Here is a 19,734-nt window from a genome sequence, read left to right as displayed (position 1 = left end):
TCGGGATCGACCTCGGGGCTGCCCGCGTTGCGCCAGACCTCGCGACCGAGCACGGTCGCGAGCCGCTCGACGTAGGCCATGCGCCGGATCTCGACCCGGCTGAGCAGGGTGTCCGGCGAAACCTTCAGGTGACCGCCGATGCGGACCGGAAGGTCGTATTCCTCGACGAAGGAATCCTCGAGAACGTCGATGCCGCTCTCGCCGTTGAGGAGTCCCTTCCACGTCGCATCGACGTCGCCCGCGATCGACGTGGTCGCCGCCAGGCTCGTAACGACGACGTTGGGGAAGTTCCCGTTCAAGGTGGAAGGAGTGGTCACGGTGTCGGCCCTACTCGGCGTTGTCGAACTTGGCCTTGAGCTCCGCGGCGGCGTCAGCGTTCTCCGCCTCGAGCTTCTGGATGTAGGAGACGGCGTCGCCGACCGTCTTCAGGCTGGCCAGATCCTCGTCCGGGATCTTCACGCCGTACTTGTCCTCGGTCTGCACTGCGATCTCGACCATGGACAGCGAGTCGATGTCCAGGTCATCGACGAAGGACTTCTCGATCGTCACCTCGGAGGGCTCGATACCGGTCACCTCTTCGATGATCTTGCCGAGTTCCTCGACGATTTGTTCCTGGGTCAGAGCGGCCACTTTGGTGGCTCCCTTCTTGTTACTGTGTAGGGCTTCACTGTTTTTCTTCGGATCGAGCGGGCGGAAAGTTACGCCAACTCGGTCACGACCGGGCTTCAACGTCGAAGCACGACCGCGGGTGGAAAGCTAGCCGGAGCTGGTGAGCTCGGCCAAGGTGGGGAGGTCGGCGGGGGTCTTCAGGGCGAGATTCGGCGTGCCCTTCAGTTCCCGTTTCGCAATTCCGACGAGAGTGCCCGCCGGCGGCAATTCCACCACCGCCGAAACGCTGGCCTGCCGGACCGTTTCGGTGCACAGGTCCCACCGGACGGGCCGGGTGACCTGCGCGGCGAGCTTATCGACCGCATCCTGGCCCGAGGCGACCGGCTTGCCGTCGAAGTTCGACAGCAGGGTCCGGGTCGGCTCGTTCGGCGCGATCTTTGCCACAGCTGCGGTGACCGCGTCCTGGGCCGGAGCCATGTACGCGGTGTGGAACGCGCCCGCGACGGGCAGCGCGCGGACCCGGGCCTTTTCCGGCGGGTTCGCGGCGAGCTCGGCGAGAGCGTCCAGAGCGCCCGCGGCTACGATCTGGCCCACCGCGTTGCGGTTGGCCGGGACGAGGTCGAGTTCCGCGAGCCGTTCGAGCACGGCGGCTTCGTCGCCACCGAGCACGGCGGACATTCCGGTCGGTTCGAGCGCGCACGCCTTGGCCATTTCCGCACCGCGGATGGCGGCCAGGGTGACCGCGTCGTCGGCGGAGATGACTCCGGCGACGGCGGCGGCGGCGAGTTCGCCGACCGAGTGTCCGGCGACGATGGTATCGGCCGGCAGCGAATCGGTGTCGATTTCGGCGAAAGCGAGTAGCGCGGCGGCGACGACCAGCGGCTGGGTCACCGCGGTGTCGGTGATCTCTTCGGCCGTCGCGGTGGTGCCGAGACGAACCAGGTCCAGACCGGAGGCCTTCGACCACAGCGCGAGACGGTCATGCGCGCCGGGGAGGTCGAGCCAAGGCGCGAGCATGCCGGGTGTCTGGGAGCCCTGTCCAGGGGCGAACAACGCGATCACATCTCTAAGAGAACACTGTGAGACGGCTCTCGGGAGATGTCGACGCGAATGAAGCTTGCCGACCCGTTTTGTGTGAACTCCACAAAACGCCACGTGGCTCGTCCCGATCGACGCAGCCGCTGCCGGCGTTACAACCCATCTCCGTCGGTCGAGACGTAAGTGGCCTCAGGTGCTGGTGTTGACGATTCGTTACGAGTTCGTGTCAAACGACCTACTGTGGCGGCAATCCTGAGCACGTACGCATCACGCGGATTGAGCGGATCGCGCCCGGTGATTTCACCGATTCGTTTGAGGCGGTAGCGAACGGTATTTGGATGGACGTACAGCTGACGGGCACACGTCTCGACGGCGCCACCACAATCCAGATAGGCATCGAGAGTGTCCGCCAGCGCCGATCCGGCCGCGGCCAACGGTAGGACAAGATACTCGTTCAAGGCGTCGATCGCAGCTCGGTCCCCCAGCAGCGCCCGTTCGGGGAGCAATTCCGAGGCGTGCACCGGTCGGGGGGCGCCCCGCCAGCCGATCACCGCCTCCATTCCGGCCAGCGCCTCCAGCGCGCTGGCGTGCGCGGCGCCCAGGGTGCGCGTGGTCGGCCCGATCACCACCGGACCGTCGGAGAACACCTCGTTCAACAGATCCGACAGGAACGACGACACCTGGGCGGTGTCGTCGAGATGCCCGCTGACCACCATCACCAGCCGCGAACCCTGCACCACCGCCAGCGCCGCCCGGCCATGCCTGGCGGCGATGGTGTGCACCCCACCGACCACCGAGACGCCCTGATCCCGCGGCGGGGTCCCCACGAGCACGGTGGCGGGCGCGGTGGCGTCCCAGTTGAGTGTGGCGGCCCGCGACAGCATGTCCGGGCCGGTGTCACCGCGCACCACCGCGTCGACGACCAGCGCCTCCAGCCGGGTATCCCAGGCGCCACGGGACTCGGCCGCGCTGGCGTACACCGAGGCGGCGGCGAAGCCGAGCTCACGCCCGTATCGCAGCACCGCCTCGGTGAGCGCCACCAGCTGCCGGTCGTTGCGCGCCAGCGCGGGCAGCCACTGTTCGAAGAACTCCATGGCCACCCGGACCATGTCCACGGTCTGGCGCAGCGTCAGCCGCCGCGCCAGATCCTGCGGAATCACCTGGAAGGCGTCCAGGCTGAACCGGATATCGCTGTCGGGATCCTGCAACCACTCCAGGAAGTTCACCACCGCGGTCTGCACCAGCATCTGGACGCCGGCGCGTTGCGCGGCGTCCAGATCGGCGAAGAACGGCAACCTGTCCTGCATCGACCCGACGGCCTCGGTGGACAGTCGCCCCGAGAACTGCTTCACGCGTTTGAGCAGCGTGTCCGGGAGCGGGTCGCGGGTCTGCCGGTTCGGTGAGAGCGCGCCGGTCGGCAGATACACCTCGTGCTCGGAGGAGCCGTCGGAGATCCGGCGCGGCCGCGGCGGTTTTCGATCCACCCTCTAATGGTGCGCTATTCGGTTTCCCCGTCCGCGCCCGCCACCGGCTTCGGCGCGGCGTCCACGTCGTCGATGCGGTAGCGCTGGGCGGCCTGGGTGAGCACGGACTGTTCGACCTTGCCCGCCCGCACCAGCGCCTCCAGCGCCGCCACGGCGATGGATTCGGCATCGACATTGAACACCCGGCGCGCGGCCGGACGGGTGTCGGAGAAGCCGAAACCGTCGGTGCCGAGGGTGACGAACTCACCGGGCACCCACTGCCGCACCTGATCGGGCACCGCCCGCATCCAGTCGGTCGCGGCGATGTAGGGACCCTGGACCCGCGACAGCGCCTCGGTGACATACGGCACCGCCGGCTCGCTGCCAGGCGCCCGCAGCGCAGCGATCTCCTTGGCCAGCGCCTCCTTGCGCAGCTCACCCCACGAGGTCACCGACCACACATCGGCCGCCACACCCCATTCGGCGAGCAGCTCCTGGGCGCGCACACCGTCGGGCACGGTAACACCCGAAACCAGGATCTGGGCGCGCACATCGCCTTCGGCACCCGGCTTGTACAGGTAGATGCCCTTGAGCAGACCCGCCACATCCAGGTTGTCCGGCTCGGCCGGCTGCTGGTACGGCTCGTTGTACAGGGTGATGTAGTAGAAGACGTTCTCGCCGCCGAACACATCGGCCTCATCGCGCAGGTGCGACTCGGTACCCGGCATCGCGTACGGACCCGTTTCCGGCTTCCCGCCGCCGTACATCCGGCGCAAGCCGTCGCGCACGATATGAGCGATCTCGAAGGCGAACGCCGGATCGTAGGTGACCACCGCGGGATTCGTGGAAGCCAGCAGCAGCGAGTGGCCGTCGTTGTGTTGCAGACCCTCGCCGGTGAGCGTGGTGCGACCGGCGGTGGCGCCGAGCACGAATCCACGCGCCAGCTGATCGGCCGCGGCCCACAAGCCGTCACCGGTGCGCTGGAACCCGAACATCGAATAGAAGATGTAGAGCGGGATCATCGGCTCGCCGTGGGTGGCGTAGGAGGTGCCCGCCGCGGTGAACGACGCGGTCGAACCGGCCTCGTTGATGCCCTCGTGCAGGATCTGGCCGACCGTGCTCTCCTTGTAGGCGAGCATCAGTTCCGCGTCGACCGAGGTGTAGAGCTGGCCGTTGCGGTTGTAGATCTTCAGCGACGGGAACCACGAGTCCATGCCGAAGGTGCGGGCCTCGTCCGGGATGATCGGCACGATCCGCTTGCCGATCTCCTTGTCCCGCAACAGTTCCTTCATCAGCCGCACCAACGCCATCGTGGTGGCCACGTTCTGCTTGCCGGAACCCTTGCGCACCGAACGGTAGGCCTCATCACCGGGCAGCTTCAGCGGCTGCGCCGAGGTACGCCGCTCCGGCAGGAACCCACCGAGCGCCTTGCGCCGGTCGAGCATGTACTGGATCTCGCGCGCCTCCATACCCGGGTGGTAGTACGGCGGCAGGTACGGATCCTTCTCCAGCTCGGCATCGCTGATCGGGATGCGCTGCAGGTCGCGGAAGTCCTTGAGGTCCTGCAACGTCAGCTTCTTCATCTGATGGGTGGCGTTGCGGCCCTCGAAGTGCTTGCCGAGGGTGTAGCCCTTGATGGTCTTGGCCAGGATCACCGTCGGCTGACCCTTGTGCGCCATCGCCGCGGCGTAGGCGGCATAGACCTTGCGGTAGTCGTGACCGCCGCGCTTGAGGTTCCAGATCTCCTGATCGGACAGATCCGCCACCAGTGCCTTGGTGCGCGGGTCGCGGCCGAAGAAGTGATCGCGCACGTAGGCGCCGTCGTTGGCCTTGTAGGTCTGGTAGTCGCCGTCGGGGGTGGTGTTCATCAAGTTCACCAGCGCGCCGTCGCGGTCGGCGCCCAGCAGCGCATCCCACTCCCGGCCCCAGATCACCTTGATGACGTTCCAGCCCGCACCGCGGAAGAACGACTCCAGCTCCTGGATGATCTTGCCGTTGCCGCGCACCGGGCCGTCCAGGCGCTGCAGGTTGCAGTTGATGACGAAGGTCAGGTTGTCCAGCCCCTCGTTGGCCGCCACCTGGATCAGCCCGCGCGACTCCGGCTCGTCCATCTCACCGTCGCCGAGGAAGGCCCACACGTGCTGATCGGAGGTGTCCTTGATCCCGCGATCATGCAGGTAGTGGTTGAACCGCGCCTGATAGATGGCGTTCATCGGACCCAGGCCCATCGACACCGTGGGGAACTCCCAGAAGTTGTCGAGCAGGCGCGGATGCGGGTAGGACGGCAGGCCCTTGCCGGGACCGCCGTGGCTGTATTCCTGGCGGAACCCGTCCATCTGATCGGTCGACAGCCGGCCCTCCAGGAAGGCGCGGGCATAGATACCGGGCGAGGCATGGCCCTGGATGAAGATCGAATCGCCGCCGCCGGGATGGTCCTTGCCGCGGAAGAAGTGGTTGAAACCGACCTCGTACAACGCCGCCGAGGACGCGTAGGTCGAGATGTGGCCGCCCACGCCGATGCCAGGGCGCTGCGCGCGATGCACCATGATCGCGGCGTTCCAGCGGATCCAGGCGCGGTAGCGGCGCTCCACCTCCTCGTCGCCGGGGAACCACGGCTCGTTCTCGGTGGGGATGGTGTTGACGTAATCGGTGGAGGTCAGCGCGGGAATCGAGACCCGGCGCTCACCGGCACGCTCGAGCAGACGCAGCATCAGATAGCGCGCACGCCCCGGGCCCTCCCGGTCGAGCATGTCGTCGAAGGATTCCAGCCACTCGCTGGTCTCCTCGGGATCGATATCGGGCAGGTAGGACGCCACGCCTTCGCGGATCACCCGGACCCGTTCGCCGGTCTGACGGCCGGCGGACGATCCGTTCGCGTCGCGGGCACCGGGCGGCGTGGAATCGGGTACAGCGGGTTGCGCTGGAGCGGAAGAGTGGATCAGGTCGGTCAAATCTGCTCCTCGTACATGGGGCGGACAAGCTGATGGCGTCTGTTTCCCCGGGCGGCCACTCTGGTGGGCGGACCACCCGTTTACGAAAGTCCGGGCGCACCCTCCATCCTTGCTGAGGATGCGTCCCAGGTCATCATGTCAGCAGCAAATCCAGTACGGTTTCTCCTCGACGGGTTACTCGGCAGTTTCCGGTGTGGACCGGTGTTCGGGGGCTGCCCGGATATCGACCACAGACGAGAAATGAGAGCGGGGAGGACGATGAAACTGCTGGACCCACGCGGGGTCGGGCTGGTGTGCGCGGCCGCAGCGCTGATCGCGGGAGCAACCATCGCGGGCTGCTCGAACAGCGTGGACGGCACTGCCGCACCCAACGCCGCCGACCTGTCGGCCTACAAAACCTATGCGGCGTCGTCCTCGGCGGCGGCGACCTCCTCACGCAAGGCCGCGGCCCAGGCCAAGGCCATTGCCGACAATTGCGGCCAGTTCCCTGTCATCACCGGCGTAGGGGTCAGCAAATACAACGAGTTCGTCGACGCGCACGACTCGAACGCCCCCGATTACGACGCCAAGCGCGACACCGCCGCCACCACCCTGGAAGACGCGGCCAACAAGGTCGAGGCCGGCGTCAACGCGGCCAAGGACGATCTGCCCGAGGATCTGAAGGGCAAACTCACCGAATACGTCAATGCGGCGCGCGCGTTGGCGCAGGCCACCAGGGGTATGCACTACACCGCGCCGGTGGGCCCACTCAATGACGCCAGCCGCCGGGTCAACGACGCGCGCAATGCCGTGCGCGACGACTGCGCGGCACGCTGATCGAGCCCGGATTACCGCGACATCCGGTGGCCAATTCATCGGATCGGCTTGCGTTGCGGCCGATAACCATGTTCGCTTGCATCTACCTGTAGTCGGCATATTGAGGAGGACACCACCGTGGTCGCCGCGGCGGACGCGCAGAATTTCGCTCAGAAGCTTGGCATCACCCACGGCTTGGTCGTCCAGGAGCTGGGCTGGGACGAGGACACCAACGACGACCTTCGGGCCGACGTCGAGGAAACCATCGGAACGGAACTGCTGGACGAGGATTCCGACGAGGTCATCGACGTCGTGCTGCTGTGGTGGCGCGACGGTGACGGCGACCTGGTCGACGAGCTGATGGAGGCGATCGGACCGCTCGCCGACGACGGTTTCATCTGGGTGCTCACCCCCAAGACCGGCCAGCCCGGACATGTCGATCCCAGCGAGATCGCCGAGGCAGCCCCCACCGCGGGACTGACCCAGACCTCGGCGATCAGCCTCGGCGATTGGGCGGGCAGCCGCCTTGTCCAGCCGAAGGCCCCCTCCAAACAGCGCTGACCGGCGTTTCACCTAAGGTTGCGGCCGGGCGATGTGTACGCGCCGCCCGGCCGGGCCCGACATGATGGAGGATCAGCGATGCCACTCGAGGTAGGCACCCTCGCGCCGGACTTCACGCTGAAGGATCAGAACAACCAGGAAGTCAGCCTGTCGGACTTCCGGGGCAAGAAGAACGTGCTCGTGGTCTTCTTCCCGCTGGCGTTCACCGGCATCTGCCAGGGCGAGCTGTGCAAGGTGCGCGACGAGCTGCCCAAGTTCCAGAACGACGACGCCGAGATCGTCGCGATCTCGGTCGGCCCGCCGCCCACGCACAAGATCTGGGCCGCCGAACAGGGCTATACGTTCCCGCTGCTGTCCGATTTCTGGCCGCACGGCGCCGTCGCCCAGACCTACGGCGTCTTCAACGAGAAATCCGGCTACCCCAACCGCGGTACCTTCGTCGTCGACAAGGACGGCTACATCCGTTTCTCGGAAATGAACGCCCCCGGCGAGCCCCGTGACCAGGCAGCTTGGGAGAAAGCGCTCGCCGCGCTAGATTCATAACCCGCTCCCCCGTTTCCCGACGGGACGAGCACGGGCGTATAGCTCAGTGGTAGAGCTCTGGTTTTACACACCAGCGGTCGGCGGTTCGAACCCGTCTGCGCCCACTCGATGAAATTCCAAGTCAGAGGCTATTTCTGATCAATCGGCGGAGTAGCCCGCCTGCGGTACGGAGCCGCGAACTTGCCAAGAACCTGCCAACGGGCAGGACGGCCTACGTTCCGGTCGCCTGCGTGCCGCCGAACAGCGCTGCGCCCGTGGCCTCCAGCGTCTCGTCGTAGACGTGCCCGTAGACCCGCAGCAGTACGGCCGGATCATGACCGAGCCACTTCGCCGCCGCCGCGACCGATGCGCCGGAGTCGAGCAGGATCGTCGCGGCGGTGTGCCGCGCGTCGTGCAACCGGATCACCGGCACCCCCGCCGCCTTCGCCTGACGCTGGAACTCGTCGCTGTACCACTCCGGCCGGATCGGCTCGCCCTCCTCGTCCACCGCGACCAGCCGCTCGTCGTCCCACGCGATGCCGAGTGCCAGCGCTTCGGCTTTCTGGGTGACCTTGAACGACCGCAGGGCGGCGGCGACATCAGGCGGCAGCGGCAGGCTGCGCCGCGACCGCCGCGACTTCGGGTCACCTTCCACCACTTCCGATCCCACCGCCACACGTCCCCGGCGCACGTGCACGGTCGCGCCGTCGATGCGAGACCAGCGCAGCCCCATGATTTCCGAACGGCGCAGCCCGCACAGCGACAACAGGAACAGCGGATAGAGCCGCTGGTCGCGGACGTGTTCGCGGAACGTCGCCGCCTGTTCGCGTGTCCACACCTGCATCTCGGTGTCCTCCACGTCGGGGCGCTTCACCATCCGGGCGACGTTGCGCGGGATGAGTCCCTGTTCCATCGCGTCGTCCAGCGCGGCGGTGAGCTGGGTCAGCATCGTGACCACGGTGCGCGCCTTCACCCCTTGCGCCGCGCGCGGTGCCGGAGTGTCCGGAGCGAGTGCGTAAAGGCCACGTGCGGGCCGGACGATCTGGCCTGCCGCGCGCAACCGGTCGAGGTACTTGCCCGCCTTGTCTCCGAACCGCTCGGTGATCGCGGCGTACCGCACACCTTCGGGGTGCTCGGCGACGAACGCCAGCACGGACGCGCGCAGGTCGTTGGCCGGTGGTTTCCCGCCGCGACCTTCGGTGAGTCGCCAGCTCACCACCGCGTCGATGTGTTCCTTGGTGAGTTGCTGGAGCGGCAGGCTGCCGAGCCGGTCGGCAACCGGTTTCAGCGCGGCTCGGTAGCCCGCGAGAGTGTCTGGCCGGATGTCGCGGCGACCGTCCAGCCATGACGTGAGGTACTGGCCCACGGTCACCCGGGTACGGCCGACGAACGTTCCGGCGGCGACCTCCGCGCAGATGCGCCGGTATTCGCGCCGCGCTTCGGTCACGGTGCTGTAGGTGAATTGCTGCCGGTCGCGCTTGCCGTCCGGCCGCGTGCCCACGTCGATCTGAAACCAGTAGCTGACCTTGCCGTTTTTGGCGGTGTGCTTGTTGATCGGCTCGGCGCGCCTGGTGCGCTTGGGCTTGCTGTTGTCTGTCATCGGTTGTTCTCCTCGGGAAAGTGAATCGGTCGGCAGTGGATGACGCGGCGGTGCCCGCGCGCTGTGTCGGCCGGTCATTCGGGGGTGTCTTCCAGCTCCGTAGTGGTACGCCAATCGCGTCGGAGGTAGCCGCGCCGCTTGGCCTCCGCAATCCATCGGTCAAGGGTTGCGAGCGGGATCGGCACGCCCCGGCGACGGTCACCCATCTGTTCGGCCACCGCGTGCCGGGGAGATAGCGCACCCTCACGCCGTGCCTTCATGAGTGCGGCGGCGACCCGACGGTAATGGCGGTCATCCAGGTGGCGCGATGCGGAGCGCTCCGGCCGCGTGAGCCGATTCGGCTCGTGTAGCTCGTCCACGCCGATGAACGCGCCGTCTGCGTGTGTGATGAACCGCGCTGCCGCTGCGGTGATGCGGCGCACCGGGACGTTCTTCATCGTTGACGGGTCGATGCCGCCGGTGTCGTCGGCGATGATGCGCAGCTCTGTCAGGCGCGGCGCTGCGCCGCTCAGATCGACTCGAACCTGATAGCGGAACCGGTGCCCGACCAACGGAATCTCGATCAGGCCGTCGTCGGTGTGCGGGGTGCCGGACACCCTCCGAATACGTGCAGCGTCTACGTCGCCCTTGATCGGTGCGGATGAGCTATCGGTCTCCATGCTGACTAATGATAGCGGAGTATCTGGAGAATTATCATTCAGTTGGTCAGGATGGACCTATGAGCACATCAACTTCCCTCGACCCGCTCGCCGAACTCCGCACCACCGCAACGGTTTCCATCCCTCGCGCCGCCGAGCTTCTGGGTATTTGCAAGAGCCATGCCTACGTACTGGCGCGCGACGGCAGGTTGCCGGTGATCGAACTCGGACCGCGCCGTATGCGCGTGAAGAGTGCCGACCTGCTGCGGATGCTCGAAGGCGAGGAGTGACCGCCGTAAATACCTGCGCGGCAGTCATTTTCGCAATCACAGAACGGGGAGCGCACATGCGCCAGAACGACCGCGACCCCGGAACGGGGAGCGTTCCGGGGTCACGCAAGCCGATCGAGACAGACCGCCATCAGACTACCCGTCCGGCGGTGACCCCGTGACGGCGTTCGGTCTCGCCGACGCGGCGACGAACGGGCATCGGCCTGCCGATATCCAGGAGCCGGCCGAATCGGCCCCGGCGACGTACGTGCCCGGCGGGCTGTCTGCCGCGCTCACCGAATCCGCCGCCCTGTTCGACGCGTCACCTGTGCTGCGGCACGTTCGCCGGTTCGCTGCCGCGCGGGGTGCGGGTGAGCTGGCAACGCTCGGCAACGTGCTGGCGCGCGCCGCGCTCGCGGTCCCACACCCGGTGACACTGCCGCCCATCGTCGGCGGCCCGGTGTCGCTCAACACCTTGCTCGTCGTGGCGGGTGTGTCCGGAGCGGGTAAGGACATCGCGCACGCGGCAGCTGAAGCGGCCGTCGTGCTGACACGCGCGAACGGGGCGGCGGTCCGCTGGGAACCGCACCCGGTCGGCACCGGCGAGGGGATCGGCCGGACGTTCGCGACCGGGCAGAAAGATCCCGTGACAGGGACGGCCGCGACCGTGTTTCACCGTCGCTCGGCGTTGTTCGTGGTGCGCGACATCGCCGCATTCGACGCGCTCGGCGAGCGGCGTGGTCAGACCCTGGTTCCGGAGTTGCTGAAGGCAGCGATGGGGCAGGAACTCGGGCACGCGAACGCGACCGTGGAGCATCGGGTGATCCTGCCGCCGCACAGCTATCGGCTCGCCCTGTCGGCAGGCGTCCAGCCGGGCAATGGATCGTCACTGCTCAGCGAGCGGTCAATCCGTGACGGCCTGACACAGCGGTTCCTGTGGCTGCCCGTCCGCGACGGCCGCCGACGTGAAGCTGTCCGCGAACCGGATCCGCTGCGGATTGCCGTACCGGACTTCGGCGTGACCTCCGATCCGCTGGACGACGACACGGAACCGCCCGCGCTGGTGCATCTGGACGTGGCCGAGCAGATCCGGCGCGAGATTGTGGCCGTCAACGATGAAAAGGACCTGGATCCGTTCGGCAGCTCGGGGGATCCGCTGGCAGGGCATCGGTTGCTGGCGCAACTGAAGGCCGCCGCCGCCTTGGCAGTGTTGCATGGCCGCACGGGGGTGGACATGGAGACGTGGCAGTGGGGCGGTGCGCTTATCGCGATCTCGGATGCGGTGACGGCAGAGGTCGCCGCCCGGTCGAGTGAGGCCGCCGCTCGTGATGCTGCACAGCGCGGCGAACTGGACGGCCACCGTCAGAGCGCAGCCGATTCGACTCGGGAGAGCGCCAGCGTGGAAGCAGTGGCACAGCGCATCGCTGGATTCCTGAAGACAGACCGGTGGACCAACGAAGGCGACATCACCCGCAAGTTCTCGGCTCAACGTCGCCGCTTCATCGCCCCGGCGTTGTCTCTGCTCACCGAGCGCGGCGAAGTGCAGGAGGACCTGTACGTCTACAAGGAAGGAAGGGACCCGATCATGCGGTACCGGCTGCAATTCGGAGTGTGACGGTGTGACGTCTGGTGTGACGCAGCGTGACGCCTATAACCCCAGGTCAGAGCAAGTGTGGCGGTGTGGCGCGGTGTGACGGGGGGTGTCTCCCAGAGTTCCCCCCTTATATGACGTGAATGAGGACAAGTACTAACTACACAGGTATTTACGTTGTCCCCCAAGGGGATTGGTGTGACGGAAAGAGTGACCCCCCGTCACACCGCGCCACACCGCCACACCGCCGCTGACCTGCGGAAATTCAACCGTCACACCGTCACACCAACCGTCACACCGCCACACCGGCAGGAGTCACACCGACAGAGGAGCAGTGCCATGAGTGCAGGAGCTACGAACACCGACAGGGAGCTGTGTCTACCTCTGGCGTCGGAGGCTGACACAGCTCCCCTACCGCCTCAACAGAGCCGCGTCCGCATCGACGGCCACACACCCGCCGAGCGGATGGCAGCGGTGAACCGCCGACGACTCGGCGACATCGCAGCGGTGCCCGACGACTCGACGGCACGGCAAGCACTGGAGGAGCTGCGCCGAACCACTCCCTGACCGACCCACCGTCCCCGCTGCCGTCCGAATCGACGGAACGTCTACGGCCTCACCGGCAGCGGCGACCACCGAACGAGAGAGGCCGACCCATGACCACCATCACCGACCCGGAAACCGAAATCCTGTCCTTGCTCGCCGACGGCGACGTGCACGCGTGGAGCGAGCTGCGCCAGCGTCTCCCCGGCCGCGCCGACATCGGCCGTCACCTGATCGCGCTCGTGGAGTCGGGGCAGGTCGATGCGGTCAAGGTGAATGGCCGGACATTCGTGGGTCTTGCGTGGGACGCCTGATCTGTCCGCCCGTTCCGACCTACCAATTCCGAGACCGGAGGGAATGACCGATGCCGACACCGAATACGACCGCCACCACCGACGAGCGCGTCCGCGCACAACAGGCCCTGGAGCTGCGCCTGTCCGGCCAGACGTGGGCCGCCGTCGCCGCCGCGTTGCAGTACGCCGACGAGAGCGGCGCGCGCAAGGCGACGAATGCGTTGCTCGACCGGACCGATTTCGAGCTTGCCGACGAGTACCGCGACACCGAAGGCGCGCGCCTGGAGCGGCTGTTGCTGGCCGTGTGGCCCGCCGCGTTGGCCGGTGACCTTCAGGCCGTCGAAGGTGCGCGCAAGCTCATCGAATCCCGCGTGAGGCTCTACGGTCTGGCCGCGCCGTCGCGGGTCGAAGTACGCGCGGGCATCAGCGCCGAAGAGTTCGCCACCGAGGCCGTGAGGCTGCTCGATGAACTCGGGGGCGATCTGCCACCGCTGCCCGGTGGTGGCGAGCCGTGGGTACTGGACGACAACAAGGAGATTCAGCCGTGACGACACCGACAATCGACCAGGCCGCCGATCTGCTCGCCGAACTCGACGCGTTCGCCGCGCGGGCGGCGGCATCACCGAATCCCGGCGCGGCGGCGGCGGTCGCGGCCGAATTGCTCGCCGACTTGCTCGACCCGTTGCGCGATCTCGCCGACGTGGCCGGGGTACCGCGTCCGCGACCGGCTGTGCTCGACGCTGCGGCCGTCGCGGCCCGCAGCTGGGGTGAAGCCCTGTGCGCCGCCGTTTCGTCCGCGAGCGAGGCGCTCAGCCGCGTCGCGGCCCGGCGTCCGGCATATGAGGCCGAGCGGCGGCGGTTCGTGGCCGGGCGGCATATCGCGAGCTGCCGTACCGCGCTGCGCACCGCGACGCGGCGGCTCGACGGCATCGAGATCCGCGCCGCCGAGCGCGAACGCATGGCCGAGCGCGGCACCGTGCTGCATACGTACCGCCTCCGGCCCTGAGACCAGATTGAGAAGCCGGGCGAACCAACCCGCCCGCAACCGTGACACCGGCCCCGGTGATGGCTGTGGGCCTGCCGGGGCCGGTGTCCGGCGTATTCCCACCTCGAGCGACAGGAACGAACACATGAGGACCCAGACCCGGATCCGGCTCACCGACGCCGAGCGTGACCGCGCCGCCACCGCGTTCCACGAGACCGGCCATGCGGTCGCGGCCGTGCTCGCCGGTGCCCGCATCACCGAAGCGGTATTGAACGCGGACGGCGGCGGCCATTGCAGCTACGTCGATCTGCCTGACTACGCCGATGCCCGGGTCGCGGTCGCGGGTGCGTGGGCGGCGACCCGCTGGCGTACCGGAGCGGTGCCGAACTGGCGCGACGTGCGCGACGAGCTGGCGACACAGCCCGCCGATTTCTCGATTGTCGCCGCCGCACCGGGTACCGATCCGTACGCGGTCGGCCGTGACCTCGAGACCGTCTGGCCTGCCGTCCGCACCCTCGCCGCCGACCTGTACGCATTCGGCCGGCTCCGGCACCGGCAGGTCACCGAAGCGCTCGGGCTGCCGCTGTGGGGCATCGAATACTCCCCGGTCGCGGCCGGTATCCGGTCGGGATTCTGGGCACCGCCCGCACGGTCTGACCGCCGGTAAGAGTCACTTAGCGGCGGTCAGAAATTCACCGATCCGAGCGGAAATCGCCGGATCCGGACCTGACACCCGAAACGCTGTGACCGGCCCGGACACGCTCGACAATGCCCGGCCCGGCCAGGGCTACAAAGCCGATCACCGGCGCGGCCACACCGCCCACACCAGCACGGCCAGCGGGACGCCGACCACGATCACCCACCCGGCCGCGATCACCGCGCCGCCCCGCAGCTGTGCCAGCGCGCGAACGACAACCGGGGGTGCATCACTTCCACGTCGGCCACGTCCATGACGCGGTTCAACTCGAGCGGGCCGAGATGGTCTGGGGCGGGCACGATCACCGCATCGGCTCCGGCGTTGCGCGCCTGATCGGCCACCGGCAACACCGACCGTTCATCCGGCCACACGATCCGATAACCGAGATGGCGCGCGAACCGCGTCAGGCGCGCGGCGTCCCACTCCGGCGCGGCGCTCACTTCATGGTCGATCCACCCGAACGCGGTCGGCCTCATCGTCTCCCCTGTCGTCTCCCGGCGCTGGTGTGCACCCGCCGCCGGGAACTGGGCTCGACCCGGCGGCGGGGCCTGAGAATGGACGCTATGGGGGGTGTTGTGCTGTCTCAATGGCACTTTCGGCCCACCGATTCGACAAGTACTAGTCCCCTTGGGTGTTGTGCCCGTACCGTTGGAACATGGGCGATGAACTCGGAAACCGACTGCGCAGCATCCGGAAACGTCGCGGCCTCACTCAAACCGAGCTGGCCGAACGGTCCGGCGTCTCCGTCGCGCTGATCCGCGCGCTGGAGCAAGGCACCCAGGAACGGACGCGGACAGAGACCGCGCGCCGACTCGCTACCGCGCTACGCGTGGAAACCTCCGCACTGATCGTCACGCCGGACGCGGAGGCTCCGGCCGCCTCCGATGTCGAGCTGTGGGCCGAAGTGCGCCGCGCGCTCGAAGGGTCCTACGCGGCCGACGATTCCCCGGAGCCGCCCACCGTCGCCGGTGTGGCCGCGACGTTCGCCGAAGCCAAACCGGTGTTCCGGCACGGCAAGTTGTCACAGCTCGCCCCGATCCTGGTGCCGCTGCTGCGCGATGCCGACTACTTGGTGAGCGCTGCCGACAGCGGCGACACCACCGCGCGGTCTCTGCGCAGCCGGATCCGGCAAATGGTCGGCTGGACCATGGTCCTGTCGTGGCAGTTCGATGCCGCCGACACCGCGCTCCGGCTCGCCCTCGATGACGCGCCGGACGTGCGGGCGGCGGTGCCGCTGATGGATGCCGAATGCTGGCGATACATCCGGCAAGGCGACCTTGCGAAGGCGCGCGAGACCGCCGCGCGCTGGGCCGACGATCTGGAGCCGCGCCGCATCTCCCGCGCCTCCCGCGACGAGCTGGCCGGTTGGGGCCTGATGTTGCAGCGCGTGAGCACAACCGCTGTGCGCGACAACCGGCCCGGCGAAGCCGAGGACGCGCTCACCTTCGCCAAGATGGCCGCGACCGGGATCCGCTACGGCGAGCACGACAGCAAAGACGGATTGCTGCACAGCTTCGGCCCGCTGACGGTCGCCATGCTCGAGGCCGAGAACGCCATGGTGGCCGACCGGCCGGACATCACCCTGGCGCTCGGCGAACGGCTGGAGAACGTCAGCTACCCGCTGCCGTGGGTATGGAACCGGCACCGGCTGGACGTGGCCGCTGCACACGCCGCGACGGGCAACCCTGCCGACGCGGTGCGGGTACTCCAGCAGATCCGCCGCGACCTGCCCGAATGGCTGGTGAAGCAGCGCTACGCCCGCGACATCATGTCCACGATGATCGACAAGCGCCGCACCCTCACCCCCGATATGCGGGAGCTGGCCGATTTCGTCGGCGTGCCCTACTGACCGACCCCGGCCGGGAGCTGTGTCTACCTCCGGCCTGCCACCGCTCCCGGTCTCGGGCAGGTCAGGCGGTGTTTCCATCCTGCCGAGAACTTGCCAAGACGGGCACGCACAGGGTGGACAGGACAACACAGGCTGGACACGAAACAGCCTCTGACCTGGACTGCACGGACGGGGCGATACCAGCCGGACGTTTCGACGCGCTTTTACACACCAGCGGTCGGGGGTTCGAACCCCTCTGCGCCCACCATCGCGCCCTCGGTCCTCCCATAGGCCGGGGGCGCTGCACATCCGTGCGGCGCGATCAGCGTCATCGTCGACGGACCTACGGCGGGCTGCGCCCGCTAACACGGAAGTCGTTGCGCCGCGAAGCATTTGCGGCAAGGACGGCGGCATGAGCCGACTGACCTGAGCAGTTCGAATGCCTTGGCACGGCCGCGCTCACAGCGGTGACCGAACAACCTCTGCCACCCACTCGGCATTGGGTTCGATCGCATACGGCTTGGTGGACCCACGATCGGTCCAGCTCGGTTCGAGGAACGTTTCGGTGGACCAGCAGGTGTGGCGGTAGAACCAGCAGTGGTCGGCGGTGGTGGTCGCGACGTCGGCTTCGCGGACGATGATCCAGCCGCTGCCGTCGGCGCGCAGGCAGTGGCTGCGGCCGTCGTCCGGGCATTCCCACGGGGTGAAACCGACTGCCCTGTTCAGGATCTCGGGCTTGCCGTTGTTCTCGTTCTCCCCGGCCGGCACCCGCAAGCGGTTCACCGGGAGCACCGATGGCATGTCGCCGGCGTAGCCGGTGGTCCAGACCGCGCGCACCCGCGGGTCGTGGTTGGGGGCCAGGTGGGCGACGGCGCCGCCTTGGCTGTGCCCCCAGGTCGCGATGCCGAGGTCACAGTCGACGGTGTCGAGCGCGCACGCGGCGCGCAGCAGGCTGCGTGGTTCGTGCGGGGCGAACAGGCAGCGGGTCTGGTTTCCGTGATCGCTGGCCAAGGCGAGCACGGTGTTGTCGTAATCGACCATCAGCGCGACGAAGCCGCGCCGCGTCGAGAGGATCAGCCGCCACCACGGCCGACGATAGTTCGATCTTGCGAATCGCGGTCCGACGTCGGTTCGATTGCCACGCCGACGAGCGTAGTTGGGCCTGACCAGGAGTTTCGGGCCCACGCCGAGGTGCGCGGTTCCCGCAGGACCACCTCACCCGAATTGTCGTTACACCGGGCTCGGCAGCCATCCAGTCGGCGAACGACGCTCGCTCATCGCAGCGTCGGACTCCGCTCGGCCACCACCTCGTCGGGCCGGATGACCGGTTCCGATTCGGCTACCGCACGTTGCGCCTGGCGAGCCAGGGCGATCCAGCCGAGCAGCAGCACCGCCACCCACACGTACGCATCCCCCACCAGATGCTGGGCGGCCGACCAGCCGAGTTCCCGGTCCTCGCCCTGCGGGAGCCGCTCATGTGGTGCGTAATAGAACACCCATGCCGCACCCAGCGCCACCAGATAGCCGGCGATGGCCGCGCGCAGGGGCAACCGGCCCGCATAAGCGATCAGCACCAGCAGGCCGGGCGCCACCCACACCCAGTGGTGCGACCACGAGATCGGCGACACCAGCAGGGCGAGCAGCGCGTTGGCGAACAGGGCCAGCGGCGGCACATCGGCCACCTTGCGCATGATCGCGTACACCAGCACCAGCGCCAGCGCGGCCAGCACCAGCCACAGTGCGGTGAAGGCGATACCGGAGATCCCGAAGCGGGCGAGCACGCCCTGGATGGACTGATTGGTGTGGAACACCGAGCCGGACAGCCCGGACATGTTGCCGCCGCCGAACCAGTATTCGAACGATTCGCGCGGCAGCACCGCGAAGGCGAGGGCGGTGACCGTCGCGCCGGTAGCGGCGGCGGTGATCGCGGCCTTGTAGTCGCGACGCACCAGGAAGTACAGGACGAACGCGGCCGGCGTCAGCTTGATCGCGGCGGCGATACCCACCAGCACACCGCGCGGCCACTTGGTCTTCTCGGGCAGGCAGTCGGCGGCGACCAGGCCCATCAGGATCAGGTTCACCTGGCCGAAGTCCAGCGTGGACACCGTCGGTTCGAGCAGCAACGCCAATGGCAGCGCCGTCGCAGCCGCCCACCAGCCGAGGGCCCGCTGCTGCGGCCACATCCTGCGGGCGACCAGAAACAGGGTCAGCGCGAGCGCGGCCACCGAGACGGTGAAGTAGCTGACGACGGCCACACTCCACGGCAGCAGCGCGAACGGCGACAAGGCGAGCGCCGCGAAGGGCGGATAGATGAATGGCAGGCCGATGCCGAACGAGGTTTCCGGCAGATCGCCGTACAGGTCACCGCCATCGCGCAGGGTGTCGATGCCGATCCGGTAGACCTCGAGATCGATGAAGCCACGAGAGATGTGGTCCGACAGCCAGAAGGCGACGACGATCGCGAGCAGCACCGGAACGCACCACGGCACGACCCGGGACCAGCGTGTGGTCAACGTGAGCGGACTGTGTGTCATAAGGAGGAGTGTGTGTTGTGTGGCCTCGGACTCGGCTGGGCGTCGTTCCCGGCCGGTCGGGCTTCCCGGTGTGCTCGGATTCCGACCACCTCCCCGCTGCTCGACGACCTCGGCAACCATACACAAGCGCGGGCTATCGATGGGAACGAGGTGCGTGCGGCGCAATGCGCCGGGAGCGGCTCAGCGCGGTCGCGCCGACCCGGTTCACCCCACGTCGCGACGCAGCCAGGTGATCTCCGCGCCCTCGCTGCCGCAGCGGTAGACCTCGAGGTCTTCGTCCCAGGCGGTGCCGAGGGCGCGGTCGAGTTCGGCGGCCAGGTCGTAGCCGGAGTACTTGTCGAGTTCGCGGGCGGTTTGCAGCATCACCCGCAGCCGCATCTCGCCGATGGTGACGTCGCCGTTGGCGCTGGTGGATCCGTGCCAGAGGCCGAGGGCAGGCACGAAGCTGTAGCGCTCGCCGTCCACGCCCTCGCTGGGGTCCTCGGTGACTTCGAATCTCAGTACGGGCCAGGAGCGGAGGGCTTGGGCGATGCGCGCGGCGGTACCGACCGGGCCGACCCAGTCGCTGGTTGCCCGCAGTTGGCCGGCGGCGGCCGGCTGGGCGGTCCAGCGGAGTTTTGCGGGGGCTCCGAGAGCAGAGGCGAGGGCCCACTCGATGTGCGGGCACAGCGCGGCAGGCGACGAGTGGATGTAGACCACACCCGCCGTCGCATCCGCGAACTGACTCGATGCGCGCACCACAGACACCTCCAGCGTCGACGAGGAACGTCTTCCCCAACGGCCTGTCGAACTGGCGTTGCCCGAGTGTACTCGAGTG

The 19,734-nt window shown here is 67.8% G+C and carries 21 protein-coding genes and 1 tRNA gene; 11 read left to right on the top strand and 11 right to left on the bottom strand.

Going from position 1 to position 19,734, the window contains the following annotated elements:
* The 5 genes from RJ05_RS08005 to aceE form a co-directional block, all read right to left on the bottom strand.
* A partial coding sequence (locus tag RJ05_RS08005) for a beta-ketoacyl synthase N-terminal-like domain-containing protein (protein ID WP_036534948.1) occupies window positions 1-317 on the bottom strand: 317 nt, incomplete at its 3' end.
* A 10-nt stretch (window positions 318-327) separates the two neighbouring features.
* Window positions 328-630 carry a meromycolate extension acyl carrier protein AcpM gene (acpM, locus tag RJ05_RS08000; RefSeq protein ID WP_014349925.1) on the bottom strand — a complete coding sequence of 101 codons (303 nt, stop codon included), beginning with the start codon at window positions 628-630 and terminating at the stop codon, window positions 328-330.
* A gap of 126 nt (window positions 631-756) precedes the next feature.
* Window positions 757-1,671: an ACP S-malonyltransferase gene (locus RJ05_RS07995; RefSeq protein WP_036534944.1), complete on the bottom strand. Its 915-nt coding sequence runs from the start codon at window positions 1,669-1,671 to the stop codon at window positions 757-759.
* A gap of 128 nt (window positions 1,672-1,799) precedes the next feature.
* Window positions 1,800-3,101: a PucR family transcriptional regulator gene (locus RJ05_RS07990; protein ID WP_373365053.1), complete on the bottom strand. Its 1,302-nt coding sequence runs from the start codon at window positions 3,099-3,101 to the stop codon at window positions 1,800-1,802.
* 44 nt (window positions 3,102-3,145) lie between these two features.
* Window positions 3,146-6,061, bottom strand: coding sequence for a pyruvate dehydrogenase (acetyl-transferring), homodimeric type (gene aceE / locus RJ05_RS07985; RefSeq protein ID WP_036534941.1), 2,916 nt, complete (start codon window positions 6,059-6,061; stop codon window positions 3,146-3,148).
* A gap of 258 nt (window positions 6,062-6,319) precedes the next feature.
* On the opposite strand from aceE, the gene RJ05_RS07980 reads away from it, so the two are divergent.
* The 4 genes from RJ05_RS07980 (at window position 6,320) to RJ05_RS07965 (ending at window position 8,064) form a co-directional block, all read left to right on the top strand.
* A complete protein-coding gene (locus RJ05_RS07980) occupies window positions 6,320-6,877 on the top strand; it encodes an Rv2240c family protein (RefSeq protein ID WP_036534939.1) in 558 nt (185 codons plus the stop codon).
* A 117-nt stretch (window positions 6,878-6,994) separates the two neighbouring features.
* Window positions 6,995-7,417, top strand: a complete 423-nt coding sequence (locus tag RJ05_RS07975; protein WP_014349920.1) for a DUF3052 domain-containing protein — start codon at window positions 6,995-6,997, stop codon at window positions 7,415-7,417.
* A 78-nt stretch (window positions 7,418-7,495) separates the two neighbouring features.
* The gene (locus RJ05_RS07970) at window positions 7,496-7,960 is read left to right on the top strand and encodes a peroxiredoxin (RefSeq protein WP_036534930.1); all 465 of its coding nucleotides are present in this window, start codon (window positions 7,496-7,498) and stop codon (window positions 7,958-7,960) included.
* A gap of 32 nt (window positions 7,961-7,992) precedes the next feature.
* Window positions 7,993-8,064 (top strand) — tRNA-Val (locus tag RJ05_RS07965).
* A gap of 107 nt (window positions 8,065-8,171) precedes the next feature.
* On the opposite strand, the gene RJ05_RS07960 is transcribed toward RJ05_RS07965, so the two are convergent.
* A complete protein-coding gene (locus tag RJ05_RS07960; protein ID WP_036534928.1) occupies window positions 8,172-9,539 on the bottom strand; it encodes a tyrosine-type recombinase/integrase in 1,368 nt (455 codons plus the stop codon).
* A 74-nt stretch (window positions 9,540-9,613) separates the two neighbouring features.
* Window positions 9,614-10,090 carry a hypothetical protein gene (locus RJ05_RS07955; RefSeq protein WP_156090809.1) on the bottom strand — a complete coding sequence of 159 codons (477 nt, stop codon included), beginning with the start codon at window positions 10,088-10,090 and terminating at the stop codon, window positions 9,614-9,616.
* A 167-nt stretch (window positions 10,091-10,257) separates the two neighbouring features.
* On the opposite strand from RJ05_RS07955, the gene RJ05_RS07950 reads away from it, so the two are divergent.
* The 6 genes from RJ05_RS07950 to RJ05_RS31335 all read left to right on the top strand — a co-directional run bounded on the left by RJ05_RS07950 (window position 10,258) and on the right by RJ05_RS31335 (window position 14,525).
* Window positions 10,258-10,467, top strand: a complete 210-nt coding sequence (locus RJ05_RS07950) for a helix-turn-helix domain-containing protein (protein ID WP_036534921.1) — start codon at window positions 10,258-10,260, stop codon at window positions 10,465-10,467.
* Window positions 10,468-10,840: 373 nt separating this feature from the next.
* Window positions 10,841-12,061 carry a hypothetical protein gene (locus tag RJ05_RS29285; protein ID WP_138445634.1) on the top strand — a complete coding sequence of 407 codons (1,221 nt, stop codon included), beginning with the start codon at window positions 10,841-10,843 and terminating at the stop codon, window positions 12,059-12,061.
* A 632-nt stretch (window positions 12,062-12,693) separates the two neighbouring features.
* On the top strand, window positions 12,694-12,894 hold the full coding sequence (locus RJ05_RS07940) for a hypothetical protein (RefSeq protein WP_036534918.1): 201 nt from the start codon (window positions 12,694-12,696) through the stop codon (window positions 12,892-12,894).
* Window positions 12,895-12,944: 50 nt separating this feature from the next.
* A complete protein-coding gene (locus RJ05_RS07935; protein ID WP_051016344.1) occupies window positions 12,945-13,421 on the top strand; it encodes a hypothetical protein in 477 nt (158 codons plus the stop codon).
* Window positions 13,418-13,879: a hypothetical protein gene (locus tag RJ05_RS31340; protein WP_036534915.1), complete on the top strand. Its 462-nt coding sequence runs from the start codon at window positions 13,418-13,420 to the stop codon at window positions 13,877-13,879. Before RJ05_RS07935 ends, RJ05_RS31340 begins: the two co-directional genes overlap by 4 nt.
* Before the next feature lie 124 nt (window positions 13,880-14,003).
* On the top strand, window positions 14,004-14,525 hold the full coding sequence (locus RJ05_RS31335; protein WP_051016343.1) for a M50 family metallopeptidase: 522 nt from the start codon (window positions 14,004-14,006) through the stop codon (window positions 14,523-14,525).
* A gap of 206 nt (window positions 14,526-14,731) precedes the next feature.
* Here RJ05_RS31335 and RJ05_RS07920 read toward each other — a convergent pair whose 3' ends face one another.
* Window positions 14,732-14,995, bottom strand: a complete 264-nt coding sequence (locus RJ05_RS07920; protein WP_306306380.1) for a Rossmann-fold NAD(P)-binding domain-containing protein — start codon at window positions 14,993-14,995, stop codon at window positions 14,732-14,734.
* Window positions 14,996-15,210: 215 nt separating this feature from the next.
* Between RJ05_RS07920 and RJ05_RS07915 the strand changes: the two genes are divergently transcribed.
* Window positions 15,211-16,404: a helix-turn-helix domain-containing protein gene (locus tag RJ05_RS07915; RefSeq protein WP_036534912.1), complete on the top strand. Its 1,194-nt coding sequence runs from the start codon at window positions 15,211-15,213 to the stop codon at window positions 16,402-16,404.
* Window positions 16,405-16,842: 438 nt separating this feature from the next.
* Here RJ05_RS07915 and RJ05_RS07910 read toward each other — a convergent pair whose 3' ends face one another.
* The 3 genes from RJ05_RS07910 to RJ05_RS07900 form a co-directional block, all read right to left on the bottom strand.
* Complete coding sequence (locus RJ05_RS07910) at window positions 16,843-17,424, bottom strand: hypothetical protein (protein ID WP_138445633.1); 582 nt, start codon at window positions 17,422-17,424, stop codon at window positions 16,843-16,845.
* Between the two features lie 233 nt (window positions 17,425-17,657).
* Entirely contained in the window at window positions 17,658-18,917 is a 1,260-nt protein-coding gene (locus RJ05_RS07905) for a glycosyltransferase 87 family protein (protein ID WP_169332948.1), read from the bottom strand.
* A 204-nt stretch (window positions 18,918-19,121) separates the two neighbouring features.
* Entirely contained in the window at window positions 19,122-19,655 is a 534-nt protein-coding gene (locus RJ05_RS07900; RefSeq protein WP_036534963.1) for a DUF3145 domain-containing protein, read from the bottom strand.
* Between the last annotated feature and the right edge of the window lie 79 nt (window positions 19,656-19,734).

The sequence above is a fragment of the Nocardia cyriacigeorgica NBRC 100375 genome (assembly GCF_000308555.1).
Lineage (GTDB): Bacteria > Actinomycetota > Actinomycetes > Mycobacteriales > Mycobacteriaceae > Nocardia > Nocardia cyriacigeorgica.
The sequence above is the reverse complement of the archived record's forward strand: the minus strand, read 5'-3'. Positions and strand labels throughout refer to the sequence as shown.

Coding starts and splice junctions, on each gene's coding strand:
- RJ05_RS07905 (WP_169332948.1), bottom strand. CDS start 18,917: ATGACACACAGTCCGCTCACGTTGACCACACGCTGGTCCCGGGTCGTG.
- RJ05_RS07940 (WP_036534918.1), top strand. CDS start 12,694: ATGACCACCATCACCGACCCGGAAACCGAAATCCTGTCCTTGCTCGCC.
- RJ05_RS07935 (WP_051016344.1), top strand. CDS start 12,945: ATGCCGACACCGAATACGACCGCCACCACCGACGAGCGCGTCCGCGCA.
- RJ05_RS07910 (WP_138445633.1), bottom strand. CDS start 17,424: ATGGTCGATTACGACAACACCGTGCTCGCCTTGGCCAGCGATCACGGA.
- RJ05_RS31335 (WP_051016343.1), top strand. CDS start 14,004: ATGAGGACCCAGACCCGGATCCGGCTCACCGACGCCGAGCGTGACCGC.
- RJ05_RS07970 (WP_036534930.1), top strand. CDS start 7,496: ATGCCACTCGAGGTAGGCACCCTCGCGCCGGACTTCACGCTGAAGGAT.
- RJ05_RS07980 (WP_036534939.1), top strand. CDS start 6,320: ATGAAACTGCTGGACCCACGCGGGGTCGGGCTGGTGTGCGCGGCCGCA.
- RJ05_RS07950 (WP_036534921.1), top strand. CDS start 10,258: ATGAGCACATCAACTTCCCTCGACCCGCTCGCCGAACTCCGCACCACC.
- RJ05_RS07915 (WP_036534912.1), top strand. CDS start 15,211: ATGGGCGATGAACTCGGAAACCGACTGCGCAGCATCCGGAAACGTCGC.
- RJ05_RS07960 (WP_036534928.1), bottom strand. CDS start 9,539: ATGACAGACAACAGCAAGCCCAAGCGCACCAGGCGCGCCGAGCCGATC.